We start from the raw sequence: 16,401 nt of genomic DNA on the forward strand, positions 1-16,401 counted from the left end.
ATCGGAGGCATAGCATGTTGATCGGAGAATTGGCGCGGCAAACCGGCTGCGACGTCGAAACCATACGCTATTACGAGCGCGAGGGCCTGCTGTCGGCGCCGCAGCGCTCGGCTTCCGGCTATCGCCGCTACACCGCAGAACAGCTGGGCGAGCTGAATTTCATCCTGCACTGCCGCTCGCTGGGCATGTCGCTGGCCGACATCCGCAATCTGGCGGCGTTCAAGGCCGACCACGAGCACGACTGCGAGGACATCAATCTGCTGATAGACCAGCAGATCGCCAAGGTGCACCAGCAGGTGGAGGCGCTGCGGCTGCTGGAACGCCAGTTACTGGCCTTGCGCGACAAATGCCACGAGCACCACGCGGCGGCCGACTGCGGCATCCTGCAGACGCTGGTCGAGGCGGCCGAGGGCGCGCCCTGCGTCTGCCACACGCCGTTCGGCCAGGACAATCACGGCCACAGCCACGACTACGACCACGCGGCCAAAAAAAATGGCCGATCCAACAAGGATCGGCCTTAAATCAACGCTCGTTTGGGAAGAGGAGAAACCCTCTGACCACCATCCCACCGGCGGTCAGGTCACAACAAAATCTTCAGATCCAGCTGCTGATCAGCGGCGCGGCGAACACCGTCGCCACACCGGCCAGCATCATCGTCAAACTGGCCACCACGCCTTCCTCGGCGCCGATCTCGGCGGCCTTGGCCGTGCCCGCCGCGTGGGCGGCGGCGCCGAACAAGGCGCCCCTGGCCAGCGCCGAGCGTATCGGCAGCAAGGCCAGCATCAATTGGCCCAGCATCATTCCGCAGACGCCGGTCACGACGACGAACAGCGCGGTCAGGTCGGCCGAGCCGCCCAGCGTGTGCGAGGCGGCCAGCGCGAACGGGGTGCTGATCGACCGCGGCGCCAGGCTCTTCTGCATCAGCTCCGGCAGATCCAGCCAGCGCGCCAGCGCCACCGAGCTGACCACCGCCGCCGGGATCGCCGCCAGCACGCCGCAGCTCAAGGCCAGCCAGTGCTTGCGGATCAGCGCGCGCTGCTCGTAGATCGGCACCGCGAACGCCACCGTCGCCGGCCCCAGTAACCAGGTCAGCCAACGCGTGTCGGCGAAGTAGGTCTGGTACGGCACCCGCGCCAGCACCACCAGGCCGATGATCAGCAGCGGCACCGCCAGTATCGGCGTGCTCCACCAGCTGCGCGTCTTCAGGTAATACTTCTTGACCGCCCAGTACAGCACCACGGTGAGTACGAAGGAGATCAAGGCGATTTCATGCTCCATGGACTTTCGCCCCCATCGCGGCCTTGCGCTTGCCGCCGCGGCGACGCATCCTGATTTCCAGGCGGTAGCACGCGTCGACGACCAGCGCGGTCACCGCCATCACCAGCGCGGTGGAAACGACGATCACCAGCAGCAGCCTGGCGCCGGCGGAAGCGATCACCTGCGGATACTGCACCACCGCCACCACCGCCGGGATGAAGAACAACAGCATCTCGGCCAGCAGCCAGCGCGCGCCGTGACGGAACCAGGCCACCGGCAGCAGGCCCGACCACAGGCCGGCCAGCACCAGCAGCATGCCCAGCACGCCTGCCGGCAAGGCCGGCAGCCAATGCTGGCTCAGCTGGCTGGCCGCCAGCCACACCAGGCTCAGCAGCACAACCTGTGAAACGGTTTGCAGCGGCTGCGACAGGCGGTGAAACAGGCGGGCCATGCTCGGCTTCCATCAACTTAGGAGTTGAAGCGAGTATAGCCAGCCGGAATTTATTCTAAAAATGAATTAAAATTATCAATACGATTCCAATCAGGAATGCATATGGACATACGCGCGCTGCGTTATTTCGTCGAGCTGGTCAAATGCCAGAGCTTCACCCGCGCCGCCGACGCGCTGTTCGTCACCCAGCCGACGATCAGCAAGATGGTGAAGCAGCTGGAGGAGGAGCTGGCCATGCCGCTGATTCTGCGCGAGGGCCGCAGTTTCCGGCTGACCGACGCCGGCCGCGTCACCTACGAGCGCGGACTGGATGTGCTGTCGGCGATGAACCAGTTGAAGCACGAGCTGGCCGACCTCGCCTCGCTGAGCCGCGGCGAACTGGTGGTCGGCCTGCCGCCTATGGTCGGCGTCGCCTTCTTCGCGCCGGTGGTCAGCCATTATCGCCGCCGCTACCCGCAGATCGAATTGAAGATGGTGGAGGACGGCGCGCTGGGCATAGAAAGCCGCATCCGCGGCGGCGAGCTGGAAATCGGCGTGGCGGTGCTGCCGGTGGACAGCCAGGAATTCGACCACTACTCGGTGGTGCGCGATCCCTTGTGCCTGGTGGCGCCGGCCGGCTCGCGCTGGCACGGCAAGTCGCTGGTGCAGCTGGCCGACATCGCCGATCAGCCGCTGGTGCTGTACCCGGACGATTTCACGCTGAGCCGCCGCATCGGCGACGCCTTCCGCGAGCTGGGCAAGACGCCCAATATCGTCGGCCGCAGCGCGCACTGGGACTTCATCGTCGAGCTGGTGGCGGCCAATCTGGGCATCACGATGCTGCCGCGCTGCATCGTCGCCCGGCTGAGTCCGGAGCAGTACGACGTGATTCCGCTGTACGACAACAAGCTGTACTGGCACCTGGCGCTGATCTGGCAGCGCGGCGCCTATCTGTCGCACGCGGCGCGCGCCTGGCTGGCGCTGACGCGGGAGACGCTGGGCGGCCAGGATTGAAAAAGGCCGCGTCGGCGGCCTGCGATTCGATGGAAAACGCGCTCAGCCCGGCGCCTTCAGCACCCGCTGGCGGCGGCTCTCCGACAGCACCATGCCGGACGACACCGACACGTTCAGGCTCTCGACGCTGCCGAACATCGGAATGGACACCAGCACGTCGCAATGCTCGCGCGTCAGCCGGCGCATGCCCTCGCCCTCGGCGCCCATCACCCAGGCCAGCGGGCCGGAGGCGTCGAAGTGGTAAAGGTCGGTGTCGGCCTCCATCGTCGTGCCGGCCAGCCACACGCCGGCGTCCTTCAGATCGCGCAGCGTGCGCGCCAGATTGGTGACGGTGATATAGGGCACCACCTCGGCGGCGCCGCAGGCCACCTTGGACACCGTCGCGTTCAGCGTGGCCGAGCGATCCTTCGGCGCGATCACCGCGTGCGCGCCCATCGCGTCGGCGACGCGCAGGCAGGCGCCCAGATTGTGCGGATCGGTGACGCCGTCCAGGATCAGCAGCAGCGGCGGCTCGGACAGGTTTTCCAGCACGTCGTCGAGGTCCACGTAGTTCATGCTGGCGTCTATCATCGCCACCACGCCCTGGTGGCGCGCGTTGCCGCTCATGCTGTCCAGCCGTTCCTTGTCGACGATGTGCAGCTTGACCTTCTCCTCGCCGGCCTTGTCCAGCACCGCCTTGGCGCGGGCGTCGTGGCGGCCGCCGGCCAGCCAGATCTCCAGCAGGCTCTTCGGGTTCTGCCACAGGCGGGCGTTGATGGCGTGGAAGCCGTGTATCAGGCGTTTGTTGCTCATGGCGGGGATGTCTCGAATGCTCAATTCCCGCCATTGTAGCCGCAAGCCGCCCGCCGGCCCAGCGCGGCGCCCGCCCGGAATCCGTTCAGGCAGGCTCCGCGGCCCGTCGCCAGTCCTCCGCCAGCGCGAAGAAGGCCGCCGCCGGCAGCGGCCGGCTGAAATGGTAGCCCTGCAGCGTGTGGCAGCCCTTGCTCTGCAGGAAGGCCGCCTGCGCCTCGTTCTCCACCCCCTCGGCCACCACGTGGAACTTCAGCTTCCTGGCCATCGCCAGGATGGCCTCGGCGATCGCCGCGTTGTCCTCGTCGTCCGGCAGACCGTCGACGAAGGACTGGTCTATCTTCAGCGTGTCCAGCGGGAAGCGCTTCAGGTGCGACAGCGACGAGTAGCCGGTGCCGAAGTCGTCGATGGACAGCCAGACGCCCAGCGCCTTCAATTCCGACAGCAGGCTCACCGCCTCGGTCGGGCTCTGCATGATCATGCTTTCGGTGATCTCCAGCTCCAGCCGCGCGGCGGCGAGGCCGGCCGCCTGCAGCGCGCCGGCCACCTTGGCCGGCAGCGACGGCTGGCCGAACTGGCGCGGCGACAGATTGACCGCCAGCCTCGGCACCGCCAACCCGGCGGCGTCCCAGGCGGCCAGCTGGCGGCAGGCTTCGCGCAGCACCCAGTCGCCTATCGGCTTGATCAGGCCGGTTTCCTCGGCCAGCGCGATGAAACGCACCGGCGGCACCAGGCCCAGCTGCGGATGGCGCCAGCGCAGCAGCGCCTCGGCCCCCTCCAGCGCCCGCGTGGTCGCGTTCAGCTGCGGCTGGTAATGCAGCTCGAACTCGCCGCGCTCCAGCGCCTGGCGCAGGCCGTTTTCCAGCAGCAGCCGTTCGAAGGTCTGGGTGTTCATGCCGACATCGAAGAACTGGTAGGTGTTCTTGCCGGCATCCTTGGCGCGGTACATCGCCACATCGGCGTTCTTCAGCAGCGTGCGCGCGTCGCGGCCGTCGTGCGGGAACACGCTGATGCCTATGCTGCCGGTGATGAAGACCTCGTGCGCCTCCAGCGTCAGCGGCCGGCCCAGCTCGGCCAGGATGTCGGACGCCATGCCGGCCAGTTGCGGGTGGCCGTCGAAACCGCTCATCAGCAGCGTGAACTCGTCGCCGCCGAGCCGCGCCAGCATGCCGCGCTCGCCGACCACCCTGTCCAGCCGGCGCGCGATCTCGCACAGCAGCTGGTCGCCGGCCTGGTGGCCGAAGGAGTCGTTGATCAGCTTGAAACGATCCAGATCGATGAACATCACCGCCAGCCGGCCGCCTTCGCCGGCCATGCGCCCCAATTCGCCATCCAGTTCGGCGGTCAGGCGGCTGCGGTTGGGCAGGCCGGTCAGCGGGTCGTGATTGGCCAGGAACTGCAGCCGCGCCTCGGCCTCCTTGCGCTGGGTGATGTCGGAGAACACCGCCACGTAGTTGCAGATCTGCTCGTCCTCGTCGCGCAGCGCCGAAATCGCCAGCTCGGCCGGATACCACTCGCCGTTCTTGCGCCGGTCGCGCATCTCGCCGTGCCAGTGCCCGCTGCCGGCCAGCGCCTGCTGCATCGCCTGCCGCTCGCTCTGGTCCGGGCTGAATATCCGCGACAGCTTGCCCAGCGTCTCCTCCTCGCCGTAGCCGGTGATGCGGGAGAACGCGTCGTTGACGGCGATGATGCGGGCGCCGGCGTCCAGGATCAGGATGCCCTCGGCCGAGTTCTCGAACACCTTGGCGGCCAGCCGCAGATTGGTGTCGGCCAGCAGCCGCTCGGAAATGTCCATCACCACGCCTATCACCGCCTTGCGCCCCTCCAGCTCGAACAGCCGGCTGTGCACCTCCATGTCCACCACCACGCCGTCCCTGCGCAGGCCCCGGGTGGAGTAGTGCATCACCGAGATATTGTCGCGGAAGCGGCGCAGCAGCTGCTGGCGCAGCCGGTTGGCCTCGCCCGGCACCAGCACCTGGCCCATCGTCATGCCGGCCATCTCCTCCGGCGGGTAGCCCATGATGTCGGCCAGCTTCGGATTGACGTAGACCAGCCGCTCGTCCTGCAGGATGTAGATGCCGACCAGCGACTGCTCGACCAGCGCCAGATAGCGCTCCTCGGCCTCGCGCTTGGCCTTCTGCTCGCGCCGGCTGGCGGTGATGTCGGTGTCGACGCTGCCGACGCCGGCCGGACGGCCTTCGGCGTCGAACAGCGGGAACTTGGACGCCAGCAGATAGGTTTCGACGCCGTTGAGGCTGAAATGCTCGTCGAACTGGCGCGGCGCCAGCATATTCAGCACTTGCTGGTCCTGCTCGCGGATCTGCGCGGCGTCGGCGGCGTCGAACACGTCCTCCGGCCGCTGCCCCGGCAGCGTGTGGACCGGCACGCCGACCCGCCGCGCGTAGGCGGCGTTGACCAGCAGGTAGCGGCCGTCCATGTCCTTCAGCGACATCATCGTCGGGCTGTTGTTGACCAGCGATTCGATGCGCGCCTGGAAGGTGCGCAGCGCCGCCTCGTCGACGCGGTGGCCGTCCATCAGTATCGCCACCAGCAGGCCGGACACGTTCAGCGCCAGCGCCAGCAGCAGATCGGTGGAGGCATTGCCGACGCCGGCATGCGGCGGCGCGGCCAACGACAAGGCCAGCGACACCATGCCGGCCGTCAGCGCGGCGCCGTCGAGCCCGGTGCGGCAGGCCGCCCACAGGATGAACGGAAACAGCAAGAGCTGGCTGGGAATGTTCAGCGGCGCGGCGCTGGACAGCAGCAAGGCCGCCGCGCCGGCCACCAGCGCCAGGATCAACGCCAGCTCCAGCCGCGTCGCCAGCGCCGGCTTCCGCGGCCAGGCCAGCGGCGCGCACAGGAACAACGCCGAGCTCGCCGCCGCCCAGCACTGCCACGCCCACGACCACGGCGTGATCGCGTGGTAGCCGGCCAGCCAGGCGTAACCACCCAGCAAGGCGCCGGCCGGCAGCGCCGGATAGGCGATCAGCGCCAGCAGCAGGCGGCGCAACTCCCCCGGCGTGGACGGGCGCAGCCGCGCGCCCAACAGGCCGCTCAAATGCAGGCCGGGCAACAGCAGGTACAGGGAGGCGCCCAGCAATAAGGCCCATAGCGGCGGCGCGACGGCGGCCGCCGCGGCGGTCGCCGCCAGCGGCCACCACCAGCCGCGCCGCGCGCCGTGCGCCAGCCATTGCCTGCACAGCAGGCCGTGCGACGCGAAACTGGCAAGCGACAATGCCGCCTGCGGCTGACGCGGCCACAGGGCCACGCCGGCGATAAACGCCAGGAAACCCAGCCACTCCTCCACCCTAGGTGTGGTTTTCACGCTCCATCCCTCTTGCTGCGTCCGGTGGTCCGGATCTTGGCCAAGCGGCTCGACCATATGCCATTGAAAACACCCAAAGCATCAGCCGAACGGTTTCACATTATTTTTTCTGATATCTTGATGGCATCAAGCGGCTTTTTACTTCATGCTGAAATAAGCCTAACTTGAGCCAAACGCATACGATAGCCGGGAATCCGGCCGGCGGCTAGAGCCGTCTGCCGGCACATGACCGGCGCGCTGTTATAATCGCGACAAGCACAACTCCGCACAGAAGCCCGATCAAGTTGGATACGCTCCCGCCCCTGCCGCCCGCCGGCCAGAAAACCCGCTGCGACCGCCTGCCAGATGGCCTGGACAGCCACGCCATCGCCGCGCTGGCCAAGCAGCGCCGTCCGCTGCTCATCCTCACCGCCGACGCCCAGGCCGCCCAGCGGCTGAAGGCCGAATTGCCGTTCTTCGCGCCCGACTTGTCGATCGCGCTGTTTCCCGACTGGGAAACGCTGCCGTACGACCACTTTTCGCCGCACGGCGACCTGGTCAGCGAACGGCTGGCCACCTTGTGGCAGATCCGCCAGCGCGAGTGCCAGGTGGTGATCGCCCCGGTGGCCACCGCGCTGAGCAGACTGGCGCCGGTGGGCTACCTGCTGGGCCGCACCTTCTTCCTGAAGGCCGGCCAGCAGCTGGATGTCGAGAAGCTGCGCGGCGACATGGTCACCGCCGGCTATCAGCACGTCACCCAGGTGATGGCGCCGGGCGAGTTCTCGGTGCGCGGCAGCCTGATCGACCTCTTCCCGATGGGCTCGCCGCTGCCGTACCGGATCGACCTGTTCGACGCCGAAATCGACAGCCTGAAGACCTTCGACCCAGACACTCAGCGCACGCTGTACCCGGTGCCGGAAGTGCGGCTGCTGCCGGCGCGCGAGTATCCGGCCGACGAGAGCGGCGTCACCGCCTTCCGCCAGCATTACCGGGAAAAGATCGAAGGCGACCCGAGCAGGAGCCGCGTCTACAAGGACGTGTCGCAAGGCCTGTGGCCGGCCGGCATCGAGTACTACCTGCCGCTGTTCTTCGACGAGACGGCGACGCTGTTCGACTATGTCGGCGACGACGCGCTGCTGGTGCAGCACCACGACGTGCAGGCGGCGGCGGAAACCTTCTGGCGCGACGCGCAAAGCCGCTACGACATGGCGCGCGGCGACACCGAGCGCCCGGTGCTGCCGCCGGCCGACATCTTCCTGCGCCCCGACGAATTGATGGCCAGGCTCAAGCCTTACGCCCGCATCGAATTCTCCGGCGACGGCGACGCCGGCGCCGCGCTGCCGGAACTGGCGGTGGACCGCCGCGCCGACGCGCCGCTGCACAAGCTGCAAGGCTTCATCGCCTCCGGCGGCAAACGCGTGCTGCTGGCCGCGGAAAGCCTGGGCCGGCGCGAAACCATGCTGGCCTTCCTGGCCGAGAACGGCATCAAGCCGACGCCGGTGGACAGCTGGGCCGATTTCTCCGACGGCAAGATCGCGCTGGCGCTGACCGTCGCCCCGCTCTACTCCGGTTTCGCGCTGGCCGAAGCGGCCATCGCCGTGGTGACCGAGAGCGAGCTGTACCAGCACGTCGCCCGCAGCCACACCCGCCGCAAGGCCAGCCGCGCCGGCTCCGACGCGATGCTGCGCGACCTGGCCGAGGTCAAGGCCGGCGATCCGGTGGTGCACGAGGCGCACGGCATAGGCCGCTACGTCGGCCTGGTGACGATGGACCTCGGCGAGGGCCAAACCGAGCTGATGCAGCTGGAGTACGCCGACGGCGCGACGCTGTACGTGCCGGTGTCGCAGCTGCAGCTGATCTCGCGCTACGCCGGCGGCGCCACCGACGATATCCAGCTGCACAAGCTGGGCAACCCTGCCTGGGAAAAAGCCAAGAAGCGGGCCGCCGAAAAGGCGCGCGACACCGCGGCCGAGCTGCTGAACCTGTACGCGCAGCGCGCCGCGCGCGAGGGCCACAGCTTCCAGCTGTCCCATGCCGACTACAGCGCCTTCGCCGCCGGCTTCGGCTTCGAGGAGACGCCGGATCAGGCCACCGCCATCGAGGCGGTGATCCAGGACATGTGCTCCGGCAAGCCTATGGACCGGCTGGTCTGCGGCGACGTCGGCTTCGGCAAGACCGAGGTCGCGCTCAGGGCCGCCTTCGTCGCGGTGATGGGCGGCAAGCAAGTGGCGGTGCTGGTGCCGACGACGCTGCTGGCCGAGCAGCATTTCCAGAACTTCTCCGACCGCCTCGCCGACTGGCCGGTGCGCATCGCCGAACTGTCCCGTTTCAGGAGCGGCAAGGAAACCAAGCAGGCGCTCGCCGGCCTCGCCGACGGCGGCGTCGACATCGTCATCGGCACCCACAAGCTGGTGCAGCCGGACATCGAATTCAAGAACCTCGGCCTGGTCATCATCGACGAGGAACACCGCTTCGGCGTGCGGCAGAAGGAGCAGCTGAAACGGCTGCGCGCCAATGTCGACGTGCTGACGCTGACCGCGACGCCGATTCCGCGCACGCTGTCGATGGCGCTGGAAGGCCTGCGCGACTTCTCCGCCATCGCCACCGCCCCCAGCCGCCGGCTGGCGGTCAAGACCTTCGTCAGCCCGCTGTCCAACGGCGTGATCCGCGAGGCGGTGCTGCGCGAGCTGAAGCGCGGCGGCCAGGTCTTCTTCCTGCACAACGAGGTCGACACGATAGAAAACATGCGGGAAAAGCTGACCGAGCTGATCCCGGAGGCGCGCATAGGCGTCGCCCACGGCCAGCTGCGCGAGCGCGAGCTGGAGCAGGTGATGCGCGACTTCCTGCAGCAGCGCTTCAATCTGCTGTTGTGCTCCACCATCATCGAAACCGGCATCGACATCCCCAACGCCAACACGATACTGATCAACCGCGCCGACAAGTTCGGCCTGGCCCAACTGCACCAGTTGCGCGGCCGCGTCGGCCGCTCGCACCACCAGGCCTACGCCTATCTGCTGACGCCGGACGGCATGACCCGCGACGCGCAGAAGCGGCTGGAAGCGATACAGCTGTCCGGCGAACTGGGCGCCGGCTTCTACCTGGCGATGCACGACCTGGAAATCCGCGGCGCCGGCGAAGTGCTCGGCGAAGGCCAGTCCGGCGAAATGCAGGAAGTGGGCTTTTCCCTGTTCACCGAGATGCTGAAGCAGGCGGTGCGCGACCTCAAAAAAGGCCGCGCGCCGGATCTGGACGCGCCCCTGGGCGTCACCACCGAGATCAATCTGCACAGTCCGGCGCTGCTGCCGGACGGCTACTGCCCGGATGTGCACGAGCGGCTGCTGATTTACAAGCGGCTGGCCAGCTGCGAGACCGAGGCCGAGATCGACGCCATACACGAAGAGCTGATCGACCGCTTCGGCCTGCCGCCGCAAAGCGTGAAGACGCTGATCGAAAGCCACCGCCTGCGCCTGGTCGCCAAGGAGCTGGGCGTGCAGAAGCTGGACGCCAGCGAGGTGGCGGTGCAGATCACCTTCATCAAGAATCCGCCGATAGACCCGGTGAAGATCATCATGCTGATCCAGAGCAAGAAGCATTACCGGCTGGCCGGGCAGGACAAGCTGCGCGTCGAGCAAGCGCTGCCGGAGGTGGCGCAGCGCATCGTCAAGGTGAAGGAGGTGTTGAAGGAGTTGAGCGCCTAAGCTCGATTTCCTTCTCAAAGACACTCAGTAAAAAGCCAACTCTTTGGGTTGGCTTTTTTCTTTGACTAAATCTTTCCATAGCCTATTGATGATGATTTTCATGGCGGGGCTGCCCGCCGGGCGGAACCGGCATGAAAACTATCATCCGCAAAGCGGATTCCTAAACGATTCGTCGACGTAAACAGGCAAGAGCGAAGCCAAGCCAATGCGAAAATCCGGCCAGAAGCCGGTTTGTCTTGCCGGATCGCTGGTCGATAATCAGGACATAGCGACCCGGGTCCGTCTTGATGAGCGATTTCCGTAAAATGGCCTGCGCCGCGCTGTTCGCCTGCAGCGCGGCGGCGCGCGGCATGACAGACGCGAGCGCGGATGGGCTCGCGCTGGTGACCGGCGAGTTTCCGCCCTATGTCGGCGAGAAACTGCCGCAGGGCGGCATCAGCGCCGTGATCGTCCGCGAAGCCTTCGCCGCCGCCGGGATGCCGGCCCCCAGAATCGTCTTCCTGCCCTGGAAACGGGCGTACTCGGAAACCGGGCAAGGCCGTTTCGCCGCCAGCTTCCCCTATGCCCGCGACGCCAGCCGCGAAAAGGATTTCCTGTATTCAGAGCCGCTGCATCTGGACCATTTCTCCTATTTCGTCCGCCAAGGCGACAAAGACGCCGAACAAGGCCGCTGGCAGGGCAAGCGGCTGTGCCTGCCCCTGGGCTGGACCACCGCCTACACCGAAGCCGACATCCGCAAATACCAGCTGCGGCTGGAGCGTCCGCCCACGCTGGACAGCTGTCTGAAAATGCTGGATCGCAACACCGTGGACATGGTGTCGTGCAACGACTTCGTCGCCTCCTTCGCCATCCGCCAACTGTACGGCGAACGCTCCCCCTTCGTCGTCGCCGGCATCGACGGGCAGCAGACCAGCGCGCTATACCTGATCGTCAGCCGCCGCCGGCCGGATGCCGAGCGGCTGATCCGCCAATTCAACCAGGGCCTGGCCTCGCTGCGCAAAAGCGGCCGCTACCAGCAGCTGGTCCAGCAATCGCGCGACGCCTCGCCCAGCCGATGAAAGCGCGTGTCCAAATCGCCGCCGCCCGCGGCTGGGCGGCCATCCTGCTCGGCGGCCTGCTGGCCTGTCTGTCGGCGCGGGCGTCGGGCCGCGAGCTGCTGGTGGTTTTTTCCTCCGGACGGCCGCCCTTTTCCTTTCACGACGACAAGTCGGGCGACACCGGCATAGAAGTGGACCTGATGCGCGCGGCGCTGCAACGGCTGGGCTATTCGATGAAGACCGCGATCGCCCCCAACTCGCGGCTGCTGCTGGCCGTTGCCGGCGGCCAGGCCGACATCGCCTCGGCGGTGCACGAACACGGCACCGACGGCAAGGGCGTGTATTACTCGGACGGCTTCATCGAATATCACAATATCGCGATCGGCAAACGGGAGCGGCGGCTGGACATCCGCTCGCAGCGGGATCTGGACGGGCACAGCTTCGCCATCTGGCAGCATGGCTGGCAAGACCTCGGCCCCGCCTTCCAGGCCGCCTACCAGCCCGACCCGTCCGGCCGCTTCCGCGGCAATTATCACGAGACGGCCAGCCAGGAAAACCAGTGCCGGATGTTCTGGGCCGACCGGGTGGAACTGTTGATCATAGACCGCACGGTATTCAGCTGGTTTCGCGACAAGCTGGCCGCCAGCCTGCCCACCGGCGCGGCCGTCAGCTACTACGACATCTTTCCGCAAAGCACCGTCTTTCCCGCGGCCTTCCGCGACAAGGCGCTGCGCGACCGCTTCAACCAGGCGCTGCGGCAGCTCCGCCGGAACGGCGACTATCAGCGCATTCTGGCGCGCTACCGGCTGGGAGGCTGAATCCGGCGCAATGCCGACGGCATTGATAGCCGCCGCACTTGTCAGTATGCTTGCCTCATCGTCCGAACAAAGCCGCTCGACAATGCCTTTACGCGATATCCGCATGCTGGCCCGCTACAGCGCCTGGGCCAACCACCGTCTGTTCGACACGCTGGCCGCGCTGCCGGAAGAGGAACTGCTGAAGCCCCGCGCCACCGTGTTCGGCAACATCCTGTCGACGCTGAACCACAATCTGGTGATCGACCGCATCTGGCAGGCCCACCTGCAGGCCCGGCCGCACGGCTACAGCGGCCGCAACACCGCGGACACGCCGGCCCTGGCCGAGCTGGTCCGGGCGCAATCGGAGCTGGACCGCTGGTATGTCGATTACGCCGACGGCCTGGACCCGGCCTCCCACGAAGAGCTCGTGGATTTCGCCTTCGTCGACGGCGGCGCCGGCAGCATGCGGCGCGGCGACATGCTGCTACATATCGTCAACCACAAGAACTATCACCGCGGCTTCGTCGCCGACATGCTGTACCAAGTGCCCGCCAAGCCCCCGGCGACCGATCTGCCGGTCTATCTGCGGGACGCCCACCGGGAAGAAAACGACGCGCCTTAATGCTGGGCCGCCATCTCCAGCTCGCGCTCTATTTCCACCCGGTTTCTCCCCTTGCGCTTGGCCTGGTACAGCAGCAGATCGGCCTCCAGGAACAGGCTGGCCAGACTGTCGTGCTCTAACCGTCTCAGGCAGGCCACGCCTATGCTGGCGCTGATCGACAACTGCAATTCGCCCACCTTCGGCTGCAGGTTGGCGATGGCTAGGCGCAGACGATCCGCCACGTTGCAGGCCTCCACCCGGTTGGCAAGGGGCAGCATCACCACGAACTCCTCGCCGCCATGGCGTCCCAGCAGATCGCCTTGACGCGACTCCGCGCGCAGGCAGTCGGCCAGCTGACGCAACACCGCGTCTCCCGCCTGGTGGCCGTAGCGGTCGTTGACCTCCTTGAAGTGATCCAGGTCGATCAGCAACAAAGCCAGCGCCTCTGCGCGCTGGTTCGCCCGCGCGAACAGGGCCGTGGCCTGCTCGTGGAAGGTGCGGTGGTTGTACAACTGGGTCAGACCATCCTGCTGCGCTTGCTGGCGGACCTGCTCCAGCAACTGCTCATAGCTGATCAGCAGCACGCAAAGGCTGAAGCTGTACCCGAGCCAGAACAGCATCTGGGATGCCAGCGCGTTGAAAAGGACGCCATCCTGATCGTAACGCCCGCCAACATGCCAGCCGTACCACAGCCTGGAGATCGACACCAGGCACTGCAGCAGCGCGAACGCCCCCGCCATCCAGTGCCCTATGCCCCGATAGGCATGCCTGAACCGCCAGAACTCCCTAATCGACAACATCCAGAACAGCATCGCGAAGCCGGCCACCACCTGCACCCGTGCCGGAAAATCGTCCGGCCCCGCCCAGTAACGGTAAGCCAGCAACTCCAGCAAGCAGAGCGCGAAGCAGCCCTGCCAGCCGCTGGGCAAGCCATGCAACTGACGCGTGCAGATCACGGCCAGCGGGCAGAACACCACCAGCAGGTAATTGGTCAGCTGCAACTGCTGCCAGCCCGACAGGCCCAGCGGCAGGGCATTGACCAGGAAGCCAAGATCGCCCAGCAGACCGGCGATGCCCAGCGTGAGCAACGCGCGTTCACGCCGGCCGCTGAACCAGGACAACAGCAGCACCGCGGTCAGCACCAGCGAATAACCGGTATTGCTGATCAGCGTGGCTTTAAAGTCGAGAATGCTGGGCGTATGCAAAGGTACACTGGACATGGCGGGCTGCTTGCGGTATCGATTGCGCGGACCGTTCAGCGGACATCGCCGACGCTTCGCGGGCAAAACGCCGACACCATACCAGAACTGCGCGCTGCCAGTACGATCGCGTCATGCCTTTCGCATCATCGTAGCCGCGCCCCGGGCCACCCGCAACGATCAATCAGTCCACATGATTGTCGATACAGACATGGTTAGATAGAATACTCTATCTTTCAGAAAAGGCACTTCGCCCGCTCTGTGTCCGCAGCCACGCGTTCCCGTCCGATCGCGCCAGCCACCGCTCCACGCAATATCGGGCCTCTCGGCCCCTTCCTCAGGTATCAAGATGCGCTTACGCTTTTTCCTGCTGCCATTGACGCTATCCCAGGCGCCGGCCGCAGCCCCGCTTCCCTCCTATGCTTTCGCCCTGCAGTCGGAAAGCGTAAAAGCCCGTCCGGACATGAGCTTGCCGCGCCGCCCCCTGCAAGCGGAGCCCAAGTTGCAGCTGCCGGATTTCGATGTCCCGCCGCCGCCCAGCTGGGCGCTGGAGGAAAAAAGACGAAAACGGCCAAGCCATTTTCAACCACCACAAGCGCGCGCGCCGGAATGGGACCCCAAGGCCATCGAGCTCATGCAGCAGCGCGGAAAATAGTAAGGACGCTCAAGCGCGGCCTCCCCGCTTGATCGCTACTACGCCATTTAGATAGAATACTCTATCCTTTCAGAGCGTCAGAGACGCGACGCTTCTGTCCAAGCCAGCCACGCGTCTCCGTCTCGGAACGCGCCAGCCACGCCATACCCGCCGCTTCGCGCGGCTCATCCACGCAGGAGTCAAGATGCGCCGATACGCCGTCCTGCTGCCATTGGCGCTATGCAGCGCGCCGCTGGCGGCCTCGCCCCTCCCCTCTTACGACTTCGCGCTGAAGCCGGCGATCGCGCCGACGCCGCGCATCACGCCGGCCCCGGGAGACGAGAAACCCAAGCCACTGGGCGTCCAGCCCAGGGTGCGGCTGGGCGATCTCGACAATCCGCCGCTGGAAGTCGCGCCGTCCACCGTCGTTTCCGGCGCGCGCGGCGCGCCGACTCAGCCGGACAGCTTCTCGATCGGCCATTCCTTCAACCCGTCCGGGCCGGTCCAATTGCAGCCCGCCTCTCCCGGGCAGCCATTTCGGCCCGGCACGACGATAGACCCGCAAACCGGGCAGCAACGCGCGATACCGATGCACATGCTGCCCCCGCTGCCGCCGTACCAGCAGCGCTGAGCGCTCAGCGGTTGACCATGGTCATCATGTCGGCGGCGTAGCGCAGGCCGCTGACCTGGCCGCCGGCGAACACCGCGTCCAGCGCGGCCAGATCGGCGGCGTTCAATTCGACGGCCAGGGCCCCCAGGTTGTCGCGCAGATTCGCCTGTTTGCGCGCGCCGGGTATCGCGACGATGTCGCCGCCCTGCGCCAGCAGCCAGGCCAGCGCCAGCTGGGCCGGACTGCTGCCCCTGGCCGCGGCCAGTTCCCTCACCCGGTCCACCAGTTGCAGATTGCGCTGGAAATTCTCGCCCTGGAAACGCGGATTGCCGCGGCGGAAATCGTCGGCGGCGAAATCGTCCGGACTCTTGATCGCGCCGGTCAGGAAACCGCGCCCCAGCGGACTGTAGGCGACGAAACCGACGCCCAACTCGCGGCAGGCGGCCAACGCGCCGTCTTCCGGATCGCGCGTCCACAACGAATACTCGCTCTGCAGGGCATGGATGGCGTGGACGGCCGCCGCGCGGCGCAGCGTCGCCGGCGAAGCCTCGGACAGGCCCAGGTAGCGCACCTTGCCGGCCTTGACCAGGTCCGCCATCGCGCCGACGGTTTCCTCTATCGGCACGGCCGGATCGATGCGGTGCTGGTAGTACAGATCGATGTGGTCGACGCCGAGCCGCTTCAGGCTGCCCTCGCAGCTGGCGCGCACATATTCCGGGCGGCCGTTGACGCCCCGCTTGGCCGGATCGGCCGGGTCCATCACGATGCCGAACTTCGTCGCCAGCACCACCTCGCCGCGGCGCCGGGCCAGCAGCTTGGCCAGCAAGCGCTCGTTGGTATGCGGGCCGTACATGTCGGCGGTGTCCAGGAAGTTGACGCCCAGATCGAGCGCGGCGTCCAGCGTCGCCAGCGATTCGGCGTCGTCGTGCGGGCCGTAGGCGACGCTCATGCCCATGCAGCCGAGGCCCAGCGCCGAAACCTGCGGGCCGTCCCGGCCCAGTGTGCGTTTTTGCATCGCATGACTCCTGTGG

General features: G+C 66.7%; 14 protein-coding genes. 8 read left to right on the forward strand and 6 right to left on the reverse strand.

Annotated features, from left to right (window positions below):
• Positions 1-14 precede the first annotated feature (14 nt).
• Positions 15-521 carry a Cd(II)/Pb(II)-responsive transcriptional regulator gene (locus CXB49_RS16395; protein WP_101709395.1) on the forward strand — a complete coding sequence of 169 codons (507 nt, stop codon included), beginning with the start codon at positions 15-17 and terminating at the stop codon, positions 519-521.
• 73 nt (positions 522-594) lie between these two features.
• Here the strand turns inward: CXB49_RS16395 and CXB49_RS16400 are convergent, their stop codons facing one another.
• Together CXB49_RS16400 and CXB49_RS16405 are read right to left on the reverse strand one after the other, a co-directional pair.
• On the reverse strand, positions 595-1,278 hold the full coding sequence (locus tag CXB49_RS16400; protein WP_101709396.1) for an LrgB family protein: 684 nt from the start codon (positions 1,276-1,278) through the stop codon (positions 595-597).
• Positions 1,268-1,708, reverse strand: a complete 441-nt coding sequence (locus tag CXB49_RS16405; protein ID WP_101709397.1) for a CidA/LrgA family protein — start codon at positions 1,706-1,708, stop codon at positions 1,268-1,270. Before CXB49_RS16405 ends, CXB49_RS16400 begins: the two co-directional genes overlap by 11 nt.
• 102 nt (positions 1,709-1,810) lie before the next feature.
• Here CXB49_RS16405 and CXB49_RS16410 point away from each other — a divergent pair, with 102 nt between their 5' ends.
• Positions 1,811-2,701, forward strand: coding sequence for a LysR family transcriptional regulator (locus tag CXB49_RS16410; RefSeq protein WP_101709398.1), 891 nt, complete (start codon positions 1,811-1,813; stop codon positions 2,699-2,701).
• 42 nt (positions 2,702-2,743) lie between these two features.
• On the opposite strand, the gene rlmB is transcribed toward CXB49_RS16410, so the two are convergent.
• Together rlmB and CXB49_RS16420 are read right to left on the reverse strand one after the other, a co-directional pair.
• The gene (rlmB, locus tag CXB49_RS16415) at positions 2,744-3,493 is read right to left on the reverse strand and encodes a 23S rRNA (guanosine(2251)-2'-O)-methyltransferase RlmB (RefSeq protein ID WP_101709399.1); all 750 of its coding nucleotides are present in this window, start codon (positions 3,491-3,493) and stop codon (positions 2,744-2,746) included.
• A gap of 85 nt (positions 3,494-3,578) precedes the next feature.
• On the reverse strand, positions 3,579-6,815 hold the full coding sequence (locus CXB49_RS16420) for a GGDEF and EAL domain-containing protein (protein ID WP_233492833.1): 3,237 nt from the start codon (positions 6,813-6,815) through the stop codon (positions 3,579-3,581).
• 284 nt (positions 6,816-7,099) lie between these two features.
• On the opposite strand from CXB49_RS16420, the gene mfd reads away from it, so the two are divergent.
• The 4 genes from mfd (at position 7,100) to CXB49_RS16440 (ending at position 12,948) form a co-directional block, all read left to right on the forward strand.
• Positions 7,100-10,492, forward strand: a complete 3,393-nt coding sequence (mfd, locus tag CXB49_RS16425; RefSeq protein ID WP_101709400.1) for a transcription-repair coupling factor — start codon at positions 7,100-7,102, stop codon at positions 10,490-10,492.
• 287 nt (positions 10,493-10,779) lie between these two features.
• Positions 10,780-11,550 carry an ABC transporter substrate-binding protein gene (locus CXB49_RS16430; RefSeq protein ID WP_101709401.1) on the forward strand — a complete coding sequence of 257 codons (771 nt, stop codon included), beginning with the start codon at positions 10,780-10,782 and terminating at the stop codon, positions 11,548-11,550.
• Entirely contained in the window at positions 11,547-12,347 is an 801-nt protein-coding gene (locus tag CXB49_RS16435) for an ABC transporter substrate-binding protein (RefSeq protein ID WP_101709402.1), read from the forward strand. Before CXB49_RS16430 ends, CXB49_RS16435 begins: the two co-directional genes overlap by 4 nt.
• An 82-nt stretch (positions 12,348-12,429) precedes the next feature.
• A complete protein-coding gene (locus CXB49_RS16440; protein ID WP_101709403.1) occupies positions 12,430-12,948 on the forward strand; it encodes a DinB family protein in 519 nt (172 codons plus the stop codon).
• Here the strand turns inward: CXB49_RS16440 and CXB49_RS16445 are convergent.
• A complete protein-coding gene (locus tag CXB49_RS16445) occupies positions 12,945-14,147 on the reverse strand; it encodes a GGDEF domain-containing protein (RefSeq protein WP_101709404.1) in 1,203 nt (400 codons plus the stop codon). The genes CXB49_RS16440 and CXB49_RS16445 overlap by 4 nt on opposite strands.
• A gap of 328 nt (positions 14,148-14,475) precedes the next feature.
• Here CXB49_RS16445 and CXB49_RS23665 point away from each other — a divergent pair, with 328 nt between their 5' ends.
• Entirely contained in the window at positions 14,476-14,781 is a 306-nt protein-coding gene (locus tag CXB49_RS23665; RefSeq protein WP_158300916.1) for a hypothetical protein, read from the forward strand.
• A gap of 184 nt (positions 14,782-14,965) precedes the next feature.
• Positions 14,966-15,391 (forward strand): hypothetical protein, encoded by a 426-nt coding sequence (locus tag CXB49_RS16450; RefSeq protein WP_101709405.1) that lies wholly within the window; start codon positions 14,966-14,968, stop codon positions 15,389-15,391.
• A gap of 4 nt (positions 15,392-15,395) precedes the next feature.
• Here the strand turns inward: CXB49_RS16450 and CXB49_RS16455 are convergent, their stop codons facing one another.
• Positions 15,396-16,385 carry an aldo/keto reductase gene (locus CXB49_RS16455; protein ID WP_101709406.1) on the reverse strand — a complete coding sequence of 330 codons (990 nt, stop codon included), beginning with the start codon at positions 16,383-16,385 and terminating at the stop codon, positions 15,396-15,398.
• Positions 16,386-16,401 lie beyond the last annotated feature (16 nt).

Origin of the sequence: Chromobacterium sp. ATCC 53434 (assembly GCF_002848345.1) — a bacterium.
Classification (GTDB): Bacteria; Pseudomonadota; Gammaproteobacteria; order Burkholderiales; family Chromobacteriaceae; genus Chromobacterium.

What these genes read in the sequence shown, in the direction of transcription:
- CXB49_RS16395 (WP_101709395.1), top strand. Translation starts at nt 15, where the DNA reads ATGTTGATCGGAGAATTGGCGCGGCAAACCGGCTGCGACGTCGAAACC.
- CXB49_RS16400 (WP_101709396.1), bottom strand. Translation starts at nt 1,278, where the DNA reads ATGGAGCATGAAATCGCCTTGATCTCCTTCGTACTCACCGTGGTGCTG.
- CXB49_RS16405 (WP_101709397.1), bottom strand. Translation starts at nt 1,708, where the DNA reads ATGGCCCGCCTGTTTCACCGCCTGTCGCAGCCGCTGCAAACCGTTTCA.
- CXB49_RS16410 (WP_101709398.1), top strand. Translation starts at nt 1,811, where the DNA reads ATGGACATACGCGCGCTGCGTTATTTCGTCGAGCTGGTCAAATGCCAG.
- rlmB (WP_101709399.1), bottom strand. Translation starts at nt 3,493, where the DNA reads ATGAGCAACAAACGCCTGATACACGGCTTCCACGCCATCAACGCCCGC.
- CXB49_RS16430 (WP_101709401.1), top strand. Translation starts at nt 10,780, where the DNA reads ATGAGCGATTTCCGTAAAATGGCCTGCGCCGCGCTGTTCGCCTGCAGC.
- CXB49_RS16435 (WP_101709402.1), top strand. Translation starts at nt 11,547, where the DNA reads ATGAAAGCGCGTGTCCAAATCGCCGCCGCCCGCGGCTGGGCGGCCATC.
- CXB49_RS16440 (WP_101709403.1), top strand. Translation starts at nt 12,430, where the DNA reads ATGCCTTTACGCGATATCCGCATGCTGGCCCGCTACAGCGCCTGGGCC.
- CXB49_RS16445 (WP_101709404.1), bottom strand. Translation starts at nt 14,147, where the DNA reads ATGTCCAGTGTACCTTTGCATACGCCCAGCATTCTCGACTTTAAAGCC.
- CXB49_RS23665 (WP_158300916.1), top strand. Translation starts at nt 14,476, where the DNA reads ATGCGCTTACGCTTTTTCCTGCTGCCATTGACGCTATCCCAGGCGCCG.
- CXB49_RS16450 (WP_101709405.1), top strand. Translation starts at nt 14,966, where the DNA reads ATGCGCCGATACGCCGTCCTGCTGCCATTGGCGCTATGCAGCGCGCCG.
- CXB49_RS16455 (WP_101709406.1), bottom strand. Translation starts at nt 16,385, where the DNA reads ATGCAAAAACGCACACTGGGCCGGGACGGCCCGCAGGTTTCGGCGCTG.